The organism is Sulfurihydrogenibium subterraneum DSM 15120 (assembly GCF_000619805.1).
Lineage (GTDB): Bacteria > Aquificota > Aquificia > Aquificales > Hydrogenothermaceae > Sulfurihydrogenibium > Sulfurihydrogenibium subterraneum.
Genome location: NZ_JHUV01000008.1, coordinates 1 through 15,687, shown reverse-complemented (window position 1 = coordinate 15,687; position 15,687 = coordinate 1). Strand labels below are relative to the sequence as shown.

14 protein-coding genes and 1 tRNA gene are annotated in these 15,687 nt (G+C 32.9%); 11 read left to right on the top strand and 4 right to left on the bottom strand.

The window, feature by feature from the left end; genetic code table 11:
- The first annotated feature begins 18 nt into the window (after positions 1-18).
- Genes Q385_RS0100770 through lpxB form a run of 6 tightly spaced genes read left to right on the top strand, consistent with a single transcriptional unit; the run spans position 19 to position 6,154 of the window.
- Positions 19-297, top strand: coding sequence for a hypothetical protein (locus Q385_RS0100770; protein WP_028949836.1), 279 nt, complete (start codon positions 19-21; stop codon positions 295-297).
- Entirely contained in the window at positions 297-1,271 is a 975-nt protein-coding gene (pfkA, locus tag Q385_RS0100765) for a 6-phosphofructokinase (protein WP_028949835.1), read from the top strand. The genes Q385_RS0100770 and pfkA overlap by 1 nt, the downstream gene beginning before the upstream one ends.
- Entirely contained in the window at positions 1,268-1,561 is a 294-nt protein-coding gene (locus tag Q385_RS0100760) for a SpoVG family protein (RefSeq protein WP_028949834.1), read from the top strand. The genes pfkA and Q385_RS0100760 overlap by 4 nt, the downstream gene beginning before the upstream one ends.
- Positions 1,554-3,080, top strand: a complete 1,527-nt coding sequence (gene resB, locus Q385_RS0100755) for a cytochrome c biogenesis protein ResB (protein ID WP_028949833.1) — start codon at positions 1,554-1,556, stop codon at positions 3,078-3,080. Before Q385_RS0100760 ends, resB begins: the two co-directional genes overlap by 8 nt.
- 55 nt (positions 3,081-3,135) lie before the next feature.
- Positions 3,136-4,980 (top strand): sodium-extruding oxaloacetate decarboxylase subunit alpha, encoded by a 1,845-nt coding sequence (gene oadA / locus Q385_RS0100750; protein WP_028949832.1) that lies wholly within the window; start codon positions 3,136-3,138, stop codon positions 4,978-4,980.
- A 1-nt stretch (position 4,981) separates the two neighbouring features.
- A complete protein-coding gene (gene lpxB, locus Q385_RS0100745; protein WP_028949831.1) occupies positions 4,982-6,154 on the top strand; it encodes a lipid-A-disaccharide synthase in 1,173 nt (390 codons plus the stop codon).
- Here lpxB and Q385_RS0100740 read toward each other — a convergent pair.
- From Q385_RS0100740 to Q385_RS08770, 4 genes are all read right to left on the bottom strand, one after another.
- The gene (locus tag Q385_RS0100740; protein WP_028949830.1) at positions 6,123-7,340 is read right to left on the bottom strand and encodes an ArsS family sensor histidine kinase; all 1,218 of its coding nucleotides are present in this window, start codon (positions 7,338-7,340) and stop codon (positions 6,123-6,125) included. The genes lpxB and Q385_RS0100740 overlap by 32 nt on opposite strands.
- Positions 7,334-8,005, bottom strand: a complete 672-nt coding sequence (locus tag Q385_RS0100735; RefSeq protein WP_028949829.1) for a response regulator transcription factor — start codon at positions 8,003-8,005, stop codon at positions 7,334-7,336. The genes Q385_RS0100740 and Q385_RS0100735 overlap by 7 nt, the downstream gene beginning before the upstream one ends.
- A gap of 101 nt (positions 8,006-8,106) precedes the next feature.
- Positions 8,107-8,532, bottom strand: coding sequence for a Spy/CpxP family protein refolding chaperone (locus tag Q385_RS0100730; RefSeq protein WP_028949828.1), 426 nt, complete (start codon positions 8,530-8,532; stop codon positions 8,107-8,109).
- A 235-nt stretch (positions 8,533-8,767) separates the two neighbouring features.
- Entirely contained in the window at positions 8,768-11,212 is a 2,445-nt protein-coding gene (locus Q385_RS08770; RefSeq protein WP_037919347.1) for an AMP-binding protein, read from the bottom strand.
- A gap of 66 nt (positions 11,213-11,278) precedes the next feature.
- Between Q385_RS08770 and alaS the strand changes: the two genes are divergently transcribed.
- The 5 genes from alaS to Q385_RS0100700 all read left to right on the top strand — a co-directional run bounded on the left by alaS (position 11,279) and on the right by Q385_RS0100700 (position 15,617).
- Entirely contained in the window at positions 11,279-13,906 is a 2,628-nt protein-coding gene (gene alaS / locus Q385_RS0100720; RefSeq protein WP_028949827.1) for an alanine--tRNA ligase, read from the top strand.
- 12 nt (positions 13,907-13,918) lie between these two features.
- The gene (gene yajC / locus Q385_RS0100715; RefSeq protein WP_028949826.1) at positions 13,919-14,215 is read left to right on the top strand and encodes a preprotein translocase subunit YajC; all 297 of its coding nucleotides are present in this window, start codon (positions 13,919-13,921) and stop codon (positions 14,213-14,215) included.
- Positions 14,216-14,227: 12 nt separating this feature from the next.
- Positions 14,228-15,142: a signal recognition particle-docking protein FtsY gene (ftsY, locus tag Q385_RS0100710; protein WP_028949825.1), complete on the top strand. Its 915-nt coding sequence runs from the start codon at positions 14,228-14,230 to the stop codon at positions 15,140-15,142.
- A gap of 28 nt (positions 15,143-15,170) precedes the next feature.
- Positions 15,171-15,254 (top strand) — tRNA-Leu (locus tag Q385_RS0100705).
- Between the two features lie 111 nt (positions 15,255-15,365).
- Entirely contained in the window at positions 15,366-15,617 is a 252-nt protein-coding gene (locus tag Q385_RS0100700) for a hypothetical protein (RefSeq protein WP_028949824.1), read from the top strand.
- The last annotated feature ends 70 nt before the right edge of the window (positions 15,618-15,687 follow it).

Sequence of the window (15,687 nt, the reverse complement as noted above, 5' to 3'; positions counted from 1 at the left end):
TTGCAGGAGGATAGTATTATGAGAAAAGTTTTAGCACTTACAATAACGCTTTTAATCACAGCTTCTTCTTTTGCTATTACTAAGCAAGAGGCAGAAAAGAAGATACAGGCTTACATAGGAAATACAAAGGATTATGTTATAAACGTGTGTGAAAATGATAAGTACTTTATTGGAGAAGTTAATTTAAAAGGATATGAAAATCTTTCCACAATAAGAAAAGTTTATGTTAATAAGCAAACAGGCGATTTAATACCGGAAATGGCTCAGGCTTCTGATTTTTGTTATATGCAAAAGTAATGAAGAGGATTGGATTACTTACAAGTGGTGGAGACTGTCCCGGGCTTAATGCCTGTATAAGGGCAGTTGTCCGAACAGCAAACTACTATAAAATCGAAGTTATAGGCTTTATAAGAGGATTTAAAGGTTTAATAGAAAAGGATTATAAAGTTTTAGATTATAAGAGTGTCGCAGGAATACTTCAAAGAGGTGGAACTATACTACTTACAGCCAGAGAGCCAAGGTTTAAAGAGTACGATTATAGAAAAATAGCTTTTGAAAACATAAAAAACTTAGGTATAGATGCTTTGTTTGTGATAGGTGGAAACGGTAGTTTTCAAGGTGCTTACCTTTTAAATAAAGATTTTGATTTAAATGTTATTGGAATACCAAAAACCATTGATAATGATATATATGGTACTGAGTATGCAATAGGCTTTGATACTGCTGTTAATAATGCAATGGAAGCAATAGATAAAATAAAAGATACCACTATGTCTCACGAAAGAGTTTTTATAGTAGAAGTAATGGGTAGAGACAGTGGTTTTATAGCACTGGAAGTTGGAATGGCTACAGGAGCTGAAATAACACTTATACCAGAATACCCTCTTCCGCTTCATGTAATAGAAGAAAAGATTTTAAAAGCAAAAGCTATGGAAAAAGGGTTTGCTATCATCGTCCTTGCAGAAGGTGTTGCATCTGCAAAAGAGCTTGCAGAAATACTAAATCAAAGGTTAAAGGATAAATCTATAGGCGAGATAAGGTATCAGGTTTTAGGCTACATTCAAAGAGGCGGAAGTCCTTCTGCTTACGATAGAATTATGGCTTCTAAGTTTGGTGTTTTTGCAGTAGAAAAATACGTAGAAGGGCATAAAAACTTTATGGTTTCATACGAAGATGGTCAGTTAAAAATAAAACCTCTTCAAGTTTCTTTTGGAAAAGTAAGAGTACCTAACATTCAAGAGTACGAAATAAATAACATACTTTCACTATGAAAATAACAGACGTAAAAATTTATCCTTTTGACACAGGAAGAATCGGCGGAAGAGTTAGAGCCGTTGCAGAGGTAATTATAGATGATACTATTTTAATCCGAGACATAAAAGTTATAGAGTCAAAACATGGAGGACTTTTTATAAACTTTCCTAAGAAAAAAAGTAGTTCTAACAGATTTTTAGAGATAGTAGAGCCTTTATCAAAAGAGTTTGCAGAAGAAGTAAGAAGAGCTGTAGTTGATAAATACAAAGAGATGATGAATATAAATTCGGAGGAAAACTTTGATTAAAAAAATACTCTCATTTTTAGGAAATGTAAAATTAGGTGTTATCTACCTTATCCTTCTTGCAATACTATCAGTTTTAGGTTCTACCTACATAAAACAAGGTGAGACTTACATAACTTATTACAAAGAATACGGTGAAATACCAGCAAAAATAATATGGATTACTTGGCTAAACAACGTATTTCATTCTTGGTACTATCAGCTTTTAATAGTATTAGTTGCTATAGCGGTTATTTTTGCAACTATAGAAAGATTTCCTGCCATTTACAAAACCGCTTACGGTAAGGTTGAAAAAAAGCTCCCTGAAGGACTACTTAAAAAACCTTCAACTATTAAGTTAAATTACAGTAAACCTTTAGATGAAGTTTTAAATTACATAATCAGCGTAATACATAGACTTGGATTTAGAAAGGTTGAAGCTATAAAAGAAAATGATAATGTTGTTTATCTTTATGCAGAGAAAGGTAGAATATCAAGGATGGGAATGCTTGTAACCCACATAGGTATTATAGTTTTCTTGATAGGTGCTTTTATGGGTTCCGTTTTAGGTGTAAGAGGTCAGATAGAGATTCCAGAAGGTGATTCTGCGGACTACATAAGAAAATACAGAGAAGGCTCCTTAGTTCCCGGAAATGAGACTTATAAATTACCTTTTACTATATACCTTAAAAAGTTTGAACTTGAGTTTTATGATAGTAAAGAGTTTGCAGGTGCAGTAAAGTCATACAAAAGTACGGTAGACATAATAAAAGGTGGAAAAGCAGTAAAATCCGGTGTAATAGAAGTTAACAAACCTATAGAAGTAGAAGGACACAGAATATTCCAAACATCTTACGGTAAAACAGGAGAGATAAAAGAAGCAAAATTAGTTGTGTTTAAATATGATGATTTGTTATCTTTTATGAACGAAGGAATGCTAATAAACCAAAAACTTGCCCAAGAAATAGACGAAGAAAAGAAAAAAGAGTATGAAAAACAACTTAGAGATTTAGACAGAAAATGGATGGAATTTATATCAAAAGCTCCTAAACTTGATTACACTTACAAAAACCCAAATCTAAATTTTGATTCTGTACAACTTCAAATAAAAAATACAACGCTTAACTACAAAAACCCAATGCTTGCTCAGCAAGATGTTTATGACCCTTTGATAATAGCTCAAGTAAATTACAATCAAAAAGAATTTAACATTCCTATACCTGCTGACCCGTTTGTTGCTATTCCTGCTTACGAAAAATTTGCTAAACCTTACGGCCTCCCTTATATTCTGCTTATTGACTCATTTCAACCTAGATACTTTTCAGGATTACAAGTTAGTTATTTCCCAGGAACTAACCTTATATGGATTGGAACAGTTATAGTAGTTTTAGGAACTATGCTTGCATTTTATACGATTCATAGAAGAATATGGTTAAAACTGGAAAAAAATAATGAAAATCAAACAGAAATTTACATTGCATTTTACTCTCAAAAGTTTAGAGAGTCTTTCCACGAGAAATTAAAACAAGAGTTAGGAATATGATAAAATACTTAAACCTTAAAGTAGAGATTCTATTGTCAAAAAGGGAGTGATTAGTATGGAGAAAAAAGTTATAGAATTTACTGATGTTACTCTAAGAGATGGTCAGCAGAGCCTTCTTGCAACAAGAGTAAGAACAGATGACCTTTTACCAGCACTTGAAAAGTTAGACGATGCAGGATTCTGGTCTTTAGAAGTATGGGGAGGAGCTACCTTTGACGTATGCCTTAGATACCTAAAAGAAGACCCATGGGACAGATTAAAGAAATTTAAACAAGCAGCCAAAAATACAAAACTTGAGATGCTTCTCAGAGGTCAAAACTTAGTAGGATATAGACACTATCCAGATGATGTTGTGGAAGCTTTTGTGAAAAAGGCAGCTGAAAATGGAATAGATGTATTTAGAATATTTGATGCGTTAAATGACGTAAGAAATATGGAAGTTGCTATATCTGTTGCAAAAGAGTGTGGCAAGATTGTAAAAGGAGTTTTATCATACACAATAAGTCCTATCCATACTGTTGATTACTATGTAAATATAGCTAGACAGCTTAAAGACTTAGGTGTTGATATTATATCCATAAAAGACCAAGCAGGAATACTATCTCCCAAAGTAGCTTACGACCTTGTAAAAAGATTAAAAGAAGAGATAAAACTTCCTGTTCATGTCCACGCTCAATCTACAGCTGCAATGGCGGAGATGACCCTTTTAAAAGCAGTTGAAGCAGGTGCAGACATAATAGATACAGATGTTTCAACGTGGTCTTGGCTTACAGCTCATCCACCAAACGAGACAATGGTATACGTTTTAAAAGAGTTCGGATATGAAACAAAGATTGATTTAGATATCGTAGTTGAAGTTGCAGAGTATCTTAAAGAAGTAAGGAAAAAGTACGCAAAATATGATACAGTCGATAAATGGCCAGACTGTCAGGTTCTAATACACCAAATACCGGGTGGAATGATGTCTAATTTTATAAATCAGTTAAAAGAAAACAATGCATTAGACAAATTAGAAGAGGTTAAAAAAGAAGTAGCAAGAGTAAGAGAAGATTTAGGTTATCCTCCACTTGTAACACCTACAAGCCAAATAGTAGGAACTCAAGCACTTTTAAACGTACTACAAGGAGAAAGGTATAAAGTTGTAACAAAAGAAACAAGAGATTATGTAAAAGGATTGTACGGAAGACCGCCTGCTCCTATAAAACCTGATGTTATGAAGAAAATCTTAGGAGATGAGCAACCTATACAGGTAAGACCAGCAGATTTATTAGAACCAGAGCTTGATAAATGTACAGAGAAAGCTTACCAATCAGGAGCCAGAAACGAAGAAGATGTATTATCATACTGTTTATTCTCTCAAGTGGGAGTAGAGTTCTTCCAATGGAGAGAAAAGTTTGAAAAAGGAGAAGTTTTACCACCTGAAATAGAAGAGCTTACAAAGGAAGAAATGAAACACCTTGCTCCTATAGAGTTTAACATTACAGTCCATGGAGAGCAGTACCACGTTAGGATTGCAGGAGTAGGAAGTCCAGTAGAAAACAGAAGACCATACTTTATCAGAATAGACGGTAGATTAGAAGAAGTTTTAGTCCAACCTATTAAAGAAATAGAAGTGGGTGCAGCGGAAGTTTCTCTACCTGAAGGTGGAAAAATAATTGGAGAAAGACCAAAAGCTATGGGTTTAGGAGACGTATCATCTCCTATGCCCGGAAAGGTAACTTCTATAAAAGTAAACTTAGGGGATAGAGTGAAAAAAGGAGATGTTGTTCTTACTGTTGAAGCGATGAAGATGGAAAACGAGATTCACGCTCCAATAGATGGAACTGTAAGCGAAATATTTGTAAAGGTTGGAGATAACGTAAATCCAGATGAGTGTTTAATAAGAATTACGCCAGATTAATATGAAAAAAATTTTTATAAGCGTAGGTGAGATTTCTGGAGATAACTACGCTTGTGAGATAGTAAAAAGATTAAAAAACTACCAAATATACGCAATAGCAGGTCCAAAGATGGAAGCAGCCGGAGTAATTCCGGTTGCCTCAATAAAAGATATATCCGTAGTAGGTCTAACAGAAGCTCTTTCAAAATACAGTAAAATCAAAGAAGTTTTTAAAAAGTCAGTAGAGATACTAAAAGAAGGTGTTGACCTTCTTGTAGTGGTAGACTTCCCCGGATTTAACATAAAACTTATAAAAGAGGCCAAGAAACTTGGAATAAAAACAGTTTACTTTATATCTCCACAGGTTTGGGCTTGGGGTAAGAGTAGGATTAAAGATATAGTTGAAAATACAGATGTTTTAATATCTATCCTTCCATTTGAAGAGGAGATTTACAAACCCTTTGTAAGTAATAAGTTCAAATTCTTTTTTGTTGGACACCCTCTTTTAGATATAGTTAAAACTTACGAAACAGAAGAAAGTTTTAAACAAAAACTGTCAATACCAAAACATAAAAAAATAATTGGGTTGCTTGCAGGAAGTAGGGAAAGTGAAGTTAATGTTTTACTTCCTATTATGCTTCAATCTGCCAGACTTTTATCTAAAACACTGGAAAATGCTCACTTTGTAATTCCTGCAACTGTAAATATGGTTGAAAAAGTTTTAGAAAAAACAAAAGATTTTAAAGATTTACCTTTAACTGTAATAACGTCAAATCTTTCAGAGTTTGACATTCCAAAGTTTGAAAATCCTTCTTACGAAGTTATGAAACATAGCGTGTTTTCTATTATAGCCTCAGGTACTGCAACCTTAGAAGCTGCGATAATTGGAAATCCATTTATATTGGTTTATAAAGTAAGTCCTATTACATACTTTATAGGCAAAAGGTTAGTATCTATACCTTTTCTTGGGCTACCTAACATTATAGCAGGCAAAGAAGTTGTCCCAGAGCTCCTGCAAGAAAGATGTACCCCTCTTAACATTGCAAATAAAACATTAGAATTCCTTTTTGATGAAAAACTTCAAGAAAAACAGAAGCAAGACCTTTTAGAAGTTAAGTCTAAACTTGGAGAAAAGAAAGCTATAGACAAAGCAGCTGAGATAATTAGCACACTACTTGAGAAAGGTCAAGTATAAAGACATTTTCTCCGTCCTCATAACTGTAGTCTATCTTAACTTTATGAAAGTCTAATATAAATTTAGTTATGTACAGACCAAGTCCTAATCCTGTCTGGTTTTTTAGAGAAGTCTCTTTTATAAAAGGTTCAAACAAAAGTTCTTTATCAAAAGGAGGTTTACTACCTTTGTTTTTAAAGTAGATTTTTTTATCTTTCACAATTACCTCTACTTTTCCATCTTCACTAAATTTAAGCCCGTTATCTAATAAATTTTTTATTGCGATAGAAAATATGTTTACATCTACGTTTATTTTAATGTTTTCCTCAAAAACTGTGTAGACATTTGGCTTTTCATAGGATAAAAGTAGAGAGATTGCACTGTCTATAACCTTTTTAACATCAACACACTCAAACTTTAGTTTCAAATCTTTTGAAGCTATTTTTTCCATAGTCATCAGCTGATTTACTAAAAATTCAAGTCTGTTAAATATCTTCTCAAAATGCTGTTTTCCCTTTTCATCTTCTAAAAGTTCTATTGCTATTTTACCTTTTGTGATAGGAGTTTTTAGTTCGTGGGCTATGTTTCGCAAAAACCACTTTCTTATTTCTTCATTTTTTCTTAAGGTATTTATTGCTTCGTTAAACTCTTTCGCTATAAAACCTATCTCGTCATTATTTTTAATATCTATACTTACGTTAAGGTTTCCAGACTTTAAGGCTTTTATTTTTTCTCTTAAAACTTTTAAAGGATAAAATGATTTTACGATACCTATGTATATACCTAAGATAATAAGATTAAACATAATCCAGCCGATAACTACAAACCTGTGTAGGCTAAACTCTCCTTTTTTCTTAACAAGGTAGCTTATTCCAAATTGGTTTACTAAAACATAATGAGTATTTTCGTATTTTATAAGGAAAATTTTTATAGTTAAAAACTCTCTTTCAAACTCTATATATCCTTTTGTGTAAACGGTGTATATAAATTCTGGGTCTTCTATCAGTTCATAGTTGGATTCAATATTTTTAGATATTCCAGCTCTGTCGGAAGATACAAGTAAAACTGCATTTTTTACAAGTTCTCTCAGTTCTGTTTCTTTTGCATTTCTGTAAAGAATGTAAAAAAATACAGATGATAAAACTATGATTAATAAAAAGGCTAAACTTATCCTAAATAAGATTGAGTTTCTTTCAATGTTTAACATTCAAACTTGTATCCAAGCCCTCTGACAGATATAATGTATTTCGGATTTTTAGGGTCATCGCCTATTTTTTTTCTTATTCTTCCTATTATAACGTCTACTGTTCTATCTATACTATCATAACTCAGATGAATTGTATTATCTAATATGTAATCTCTTGTTAAGACTCTTCCTCTATTTTTAATTAGCATTGATAAAAGTTCAAACTCTGCAGATGTTAGATTTAAAGGCTCTCCGTTTTTCTTTATTGTAAAACCTTCTTCGTCTAACTCAAACTCTCCACAAATAATTGTCCTTGGTTTTTTCTCTTTTCTTCTTAAAACTGCTTGGATTCTTGCAACTAACTCCCTTGGGTTGTAAGGCTTTGCTAAATAATCGTCAGCTCCCACTTCCAAAGCAACTATCTTGTCAGTATCATCACTTCTTGCAGAGGATATTATTATTGGAATGTCTTGTTCTTTAGCTACTTTTTTACATACCTCTATTCCGTCCATCTGGGGAAGAGATAGGTCTAAAATCATAAGGTCATAATTTTTGTTTTTTTCTAATTCTTCTAATGCTTTTATAGGATTTTCAAAGTTTTTCACAGATATATTAAACTTAGCTAAGTACTGTGTCAGTAGCTCTGCAAGTTCTCTGTCATCTTCTATCATTATTACCTTTATCATCTTTTACCTCTTAAAAATAAAAAAGGGGAAGACCTTTGACGGTCTTCCCAGTTAATGGAGGGGAGGAGGTTAAGCCATGAGGAGGGCTCGGGATAAAACTGTTAAAATTCTTTATGCATCTTCTCATGCATTCTTTCTATCCTTTCTTTCATTATTTCTAAAAATTTCTTTTTCTGGTCTTCATTTAATATTGAAAACATTTTTTCTAAGTATTTTGCTCTTATTTCTGCCATATTTTTAGCGTTTTCTACAACGGTGTTTTTAAACACTTCTTTATCAAAGTTGCCATTTTTTGTAGCTTCTAAAATAGGGTTTTTGTGTTGTTTCATAAACTCTTTCATCTCTTCTCTTTCAGCTTGTTTGAGTTGTTTTATCTTTTCTACTTGGTCTTGTGTTAAGTTAAGGTCTTTTTGTAATTTTTCAATATATCTCTCTTTGTTTTGATAGTGCTCGTGTGCATTTGCTGTATAATTTGATCCTGCCATAAAACTTGCTGCTACCAATACAGCTGTGATTAACTTTTTCATCTTTCTTACCTCATTTTTAGTTTGATTATAATATATACCTCTATTGTAAATATAAAATAAACAAGCAGTTAATGTTTTACAAAGCAAAAAGGAAAAATTATTAAAATTTGCAAAAGAATTATACAACCAAAAAAATATAGGAGGCTTAGAGAAGAAATAGAAAATAGAAGGAAAGAAATATCTAAAGGAGAAGTTTTAAATCATAAGGAAGTGTGGAAGTGAAGTTCAAACAATTTCAATAAATTTTAAATTGGTTTATTTTCTCTCTTGCTATTTCTGTTATCTCTTCATAAGATAGATTATCAGGATAAACAGCTTCTAAAAATTTGACTTTTATTGGATAGGGTTTAGGAATCTTTGCATTTATCGGGTAGCTTTCAAAAGCTCCACTTATAACTATTGGAATAACAGGAATGTTTAACTCTTTAGAGAGTATTGCAAAACCTTTTTTAAACGGAAGTAAACTACCGTCTCTCGTCCTTGCACCTTCTGGGAATATGACTAAATTTTTACCATTTTTTAAAACAGCTGCCGATTTTATAAGAGATTCTTTTAGATTTTTATTTATGTTAACTGGTATTATGTTAAAGTTTTTTGCTATAAACTTTCTAAATTCTGTTTGAAAGTAGGTTTCTTCTGCTAAAAAGTAGGTGTCTTTCAAAACATCTTTTGGTAAAGAGGCAATTAGTAAAAAGCCGTCAAGATAGCTTTGATGGTTTGGTGCGAATATAACAGGTTTTTCTTTTATGTTTTCTAATCCCTCTACTTGTAATTTGTTATAGATTTTGAAAAATGTTTTTAGTATAGGTTTTAAGTATGTGATGTACCCTTCTTTTATCTCAACTGTGGATTTTTGATTGAGTATTTCCTTCCAATTTACAGCTTGCGTTTCTACTTTCGTCTTTCTATCTTCTATCAGCTTATATAGACTTTCAACTGTTATGTTTTCTGCTAAATCTTTTTCTGTGATAGAGACTCCAAAGGTTGTTTCTATAAATGTAAGAAGCTCTACTTTTCCAAGGGAATCTAAGGCTAAATCTATCTCTATATGGGAATCTGGGTAAACAGGTAAATTGGTATAAGATTTCAGATAATCTTTAAGTATTTGATATACCTGACTGTCTGGCTCTTTTATCGGTTTTGGTTTTTGTTCTGCTTTTTCTAAAAAGTCTTTTAACATAAATCTTCTTATCTTACCAAGTCTTGTTTTAGGGAGCTCCTGATTTACTATTTTAAATCCGCCTATCCTTTTGTAAGGTGGTTGGGTTAGGTTATACTTGTCTATAACGCTCCACTTTATCGCTTCTTCAAGGTTTACAATACCTTTTTTCTTTACAGATTCAAAATCTGGATAGATTATTGCAAAAAGTGAGTTATCTTTTTGAATTATCGCAACTTCTTTTACAATGTCTGATATCTTTAAAATGTGGTTTTCTATCTCTTCTGGGTTGATGTTTTTACCGTTTGGTAGGACTATTATCTCTTTTTTTCTTCCTGTGATGTAAAGATAACCTTCATCGTCTAAGTAGCCTAAATCCCCCGTCATAAAGAAACAGTCTTTAAAGCTGTTTTGTGTTTCTAATGGTTTGTTGTAATAGCCTTTAAAGACATTGTCTCCTTTTACAAGTATCTCACCATCTAATATTTTTACTTTTACACCTTCTATTGGTTTTCCGACTGAGCCTAACTTTATCCTGTTTGGAGGATTGAAAGAGACTATCGGAGATGTTTCTGTAAGTCCGTATCCTTCAACTACTCTAAATCCTAAAGCCCATATGTCTTTTGCTACGTCTAAATCAAGTTTTGACCCACCACTTACAAAGTATTTTATATTTCCACCAAAAACTTGATGGACTTTTTTAAAGATTAATCTACTTAAAGGTTGATAGTTTAACGCCTTTACTACTTTAAAAATCGTTTTTGCAAAGCTGTTTTTATTTATTTCTTGAAAAATTCTTCTGTGAAAAAGGCTATAAACTCTGGGAACTGCTATTAAGATGGATACTTTGTAAGTTTTCAGCTTCTCTAAAATGTCTTCAGGAGTAAGTTTATCTAAAAATACTATTGTAGCTTGTAAGTTTAGAGGAATAATCATAGACACAACTAACGGATAAGAGTGATGAAATGGAAGCAGTGCAAGGGTTGAATCTTTTTCAGATGCTATACCTACCTTTTCTACAGCTCTTACATTTGAAAGAATGTTTTTATAAGTAAGCATCACACCTTTTGGGCTACCTGTTGTCCCAGAAGTGTAAAGTATCACTGCTACATCCTCTAAATCTCTTTTTATTTCTTGAGAGTCTTTTTTAAGATTAAAATCTAACTCCTCAAAAACAAATATCTGTATTTGATAATCTAACTTATCCTTTACAGCTAAAACTTTTTCTTTATTTTCTTTTGAAGTAAAGATAAACTTTGGTTTACAATCTTTTAGAATGTAAAGGAGGTCTTCTTCGTTAGACATAAAGTCTATGGGAACATTTATAGCACCTTTTTGCCAGACTGCAAAAAATGTGTAAATCCATTCGGGGCGGTTTTCTGAAAAAATAGCCACTTTATCATCTTTGTCTACACTTATTAATGAAGAAAATTTATCTATCTGGTCTAAAAGCTGATTGTAGGATATTTCTTTTCCTGCGTATATTAATGCAGTTTTTTCAGATGGTTTTATAGTAATCATAGGGATATATTATAACAAAAGCTTTTATGGTAAAATGTTTAAAAGCAGAAAATTAGAGGTTTATTAATGGAGTTTATGACTGCAGATGAAATAAGAGAGAGTTTTTTAAAATACTTTGAAAGTAAAGGGCATACTATTGTAAAATCAGCTCCCATCATTCCAGAAAATGACCCTACACTTTTATTCGTAAATGCTGGAATGGTTCCTTTTAAAAATGTTTTTTTAGGATTGGAAGAGAGACCTTACAAAAGAGCTACGTCCTGTCAAAAGGTTTTTAGAGTATCAGGAAAACACAACGACCTTGAAAATGTAGGATACACACCAAGACACCATACATTCTTTGAAATGCTTGGAAACTTTTCATTTGGAGATTACTTTAAAAAAGAAGCTATAGAGTTCGCTTGGGACTACTTAACAAACTACTTAAAAATTCCAAAAGAAAGGCTTTTAGTATCAGTGTTTGAAGAAGATAACGAAGCGTTTGAAATCTGGAACAAAATTATAGGTCTTCCTCCAGAAAAAATAAAAAGAATGGGATATAAAGATAACTTCTGGTCTATGGGAGATACAGGACCCTGTGGTCCTTCTTCTGAGATTTACTATGACAGAGGAGAAAAGTTTGGTAATCCAGAATTTGGGTCTGATGAAGACTTTAGATATTTAGAAATTTGGAACTTGGTATTTATGCAGTACAACAGAGATGAAAGTGGTAATCTTACACCCCTTCCAAACCCAAGTATAGACACAGGAATGGGCTTAGAAAGAATAGCCTCTGTTATTCAACAAGTTGACAGCAACTACGATACAGACCTTTTTAAACCTATAATAAGGTTTGCTGAAGAAATCTCAGGAAAATCCTACGGCAGTAATGAAAAAGATGACATTGCGATGAGAGTTATAGCAGACCACCTAAGAGCTATCACATTTTTAATATCAGACGGAGTTTTACCGTCAAACGAAGGAAGAGGCTACGTACTAAGAAGAATCCTTAGAAGAGCTCTCAGATACGGAAGAAACTTAGGGATAGATAGACCTTTCCTATATGAAGGAGTTGACGTTGTAATAGAGAAAATGAAAAATGCTTATCCAGAACTTGTGCCAAATAGAAATTACATAAAGAAAATAACAAAGTCAGAAGAAGAGAAGTTTATAAAAACCCTCAGAAGGTCAATGGACATTCTATATCAGATGATAGAATCTGCAAAAAAAGAAGGAAGAAAGTTTTTAACAGGAGAAGAAGTATTTAAACTTTACGACACTTACGGATTCCCTGTAGACCTTTTACAAGATATTTTAAGAGATGAAAGTATGACTTTTGATATAAAAGAGTTTCAAGAACTTATAACACAGCAGAAAGAAAGGTCAAGAAAAGCATTTAAAACATCAGCAAAACAAGTAAAACCAATATACTTACAGCTAAAAAGTAAACTTCCAGAAAACGAGTTTATCGGTTATACAACTTTAACGTCAGAAAGTTCCAGAGTTTTAGCAATAATTAAAGAAGACCAAACTGTAAATCAGGCAAAAGAAGGAGAAGAAGTTGAGATAATACTTGATATTACACCATTCTATCCTGAAAAAGGTGGTCAGGTTGGAGACAGAGGAATAATAGAAGGAGAAACCTTTTTAGCAGAAGTGATAGACACTCAAACGCCAACAGAAGGATTAATCGTCCACAAAGCTAAAATCCTGTTTGGAACTGTAAAAGAAGGAGACTTTGTAAGGGCAAAAGTTGATAAAGAAAGAAGAGAAAATATAATGAGACATCATACCGCTACCCACCTTCTTCACTCAGCTTTAAGAAACATACTGGGAGACCACGTAAAGCAGGCAGGGTCTTTAGTATCAGATGAGTACTTAAGATTTGACTTTACCCACTTTGAAAGTCTCTCTGATGAAGAGATAAAGATGGTAGAAGAGTTTGTCAACAAAGAGATTATGAAAAATGAAGAAGTTGTCTGTCAAGAGATGAGCTACGAAGAAGCATTAAATAGCGGAGCAATTGCGATATTTGAAGAAAAATACGGAGACGTTGTAAGGGTAATATCAGCAGGAGTATCTAAGGAGCTGTGTGGAGGAACCCACGTAAAAAGAACGGGAGACATAGGATACCTTAAAATACTTTCAGAGTATGCAGTATCATCTGGGACAAGAAGAATAGAAGCTGTAGCAGGAATAAAAGCGGTAGAACAAGGACTAAAAGAACATTTCTTACTAAAAGACCTATCAAGACTACTTACAGTAAAAGAAGATGAGTTGATTGACAGAGTAGTAAAACTTCAAAATCAGCTTAAAGAAAAAGAAAGAGAGCTTGAAAACTTTAAGAAAAAGTTAGCAATAGAAAAGTTAAACCAAACATTAAACATAATAGAAAAAGAAGATTACAAAGTAGCCTACGGAGAAATTGAAAACGTATCTCCAAACGAGCTAAGAGAAATTGCAGATAACATAAAACAAAAGTTAGGAAAATCTGTAATACTACTTATATCAAAAGATAAAGAAAAATCAAAAGTCAACATTGTTGCCTTAGTATCAAAGGAGCTTACAGATAGATATAAAGCATCTGAAATATTGAAAAAGTTGGCACCGATAGTTGAGGGAAGTGGCGGAGGAAAACCAGACTTTGCCCAAGGTGGAGGAACAAACTTAGAAAAAATCCCACAGCTTCTACAAGAATTTAAAAATCTTATATAGAGGAGGACTTTCATGCAAGGAGAACCGATGACCAGTTTAATAAGCGCAATAGTATGGATGGTCTTACTTATTGGTATATTCTACTTTTTACTTTACAGACCACAACAACAACAAAGAAAGAAACACGAAGAGTTTTTAAAGAACCTAAAAAAAGGCGATAAAGTAATAACAACAGGCGGTATAATAGGAGAAGTCAAACAGATAGATGAAAAAACAATAATATTAAAGGTGTGTGAAACATGTAGCATAAAAGTTTTAAAACCATCAGTAGCTACCTACTACACAGAAGAAGAAAAAAGCCAAAGCTAAAAGAGGTAGTTGATGTTTAAATCTATTTTTGAAAAAATAAAATCAGGCTTAGAAAAAACAAAAAAACAGCTTATAGAAGGGTTCAGTAGAATATCCTTTGGAAGAAAAATTGACGAGTCTCTTTTTGAAGAGATTGAGACAGTCCTTTTAAAAGCTGACGTAGGAGTAAGTGCTACTACTGAAATAATTGAGTTTTTAAGAAAAGAAAGTAAAAAAAGAGGTATCACAGAAGGAGAGCAGTTAAAAGAGCTCCTGAAAGAAAAACTTTACGATATTCTAAAAGACTGTCAAAGTCCTCTTAAACTTTTAGGAGAAAAGCCTGACGTAATATTATTTTTAGGTATAAACGGAAGTGGTAAGACCACCACAGTCGGAAAACTTGCTTATATGTTAAAAAATGAAGGAAAGTCAGTAGTTTTAGCAGCAGCTGATACTTTCAGAGCTGCAGCGATAGACCAGCTTGAAGTATGGGCAAACAGAGTAGGAGTAAGAATAATAAAACACCAGCCAGGAGCTGACCCTTCCGCAGTGGTCTTTGACGCAATAAATAGTGCAAAAAGCAAAGGGGATGATGTAGTAATAGTAGATACAGCTGGAAGACTCCACACAAAAGAGCATCTAATGAAAGAGCTTCAAAAGATAAAGAGAACCATTCAAAAGTTTTCACCAAATCAACCAGTTGAAACAATTTTAGTGTTAGATGGAACACTAGGTCAAAACTCTATAAATCAGGCAAAAGTTTTTAAAGAAGCTACTGACGTAAGTGGTATAGTTATAACAAAACTTGACGGAACTGCAAAAGGTGGTGCAATAATCCCTATATGTAGGGATTTAAAGATACCTGTTAAGTTTATAGGTGTTGGAGAAGGTATTGAGGATTTACAACCTTTTGACGCTAAAATGTTTGTTGACGCCTTGTTTGATTAAAATTCTGGTATAATATATATCTCTGTTTGCGGGTGTGGCGGAATTGGCAGACGCGCGGGACTTAGGATCCCGTGGTGGCAACACCGTGTGGGTTCAACTCCCACCACCCGCATATCTAAGATTTCAAATTGTCCTTGTTTGATTTACCTACCTTTGTGTATACTTGACTTTTTAAAAATTTTACGTATATTAAATACGTAAATAAATTGCGTAGAGGCAGGCTATGAAAACCCTTACTATCAAGGAAGCTGTAAAAAAACCTTCAAATATATCTAATCCAAAAGAAATTACATATATTCTTGATTCAAAAGAAAAAAAGATTAAAAGTGTAATTATCCCATATGAAATATACTTGAAAGTTAAAGAAGAGTTGGAAGCAGAAGAATTTTTAAAAAGGAACTACAAAACTTTAATGAGTGAAGAGAATTACCAAATCTTTAAAGAAACTACAGACAATGTCGCAGAGGACTTATAAAGTTGATAAAAATAAAAAGAGGGGTGTATAAGTTCATATGTACAGTGAGCACCTACCTCTTGCCAAAAAA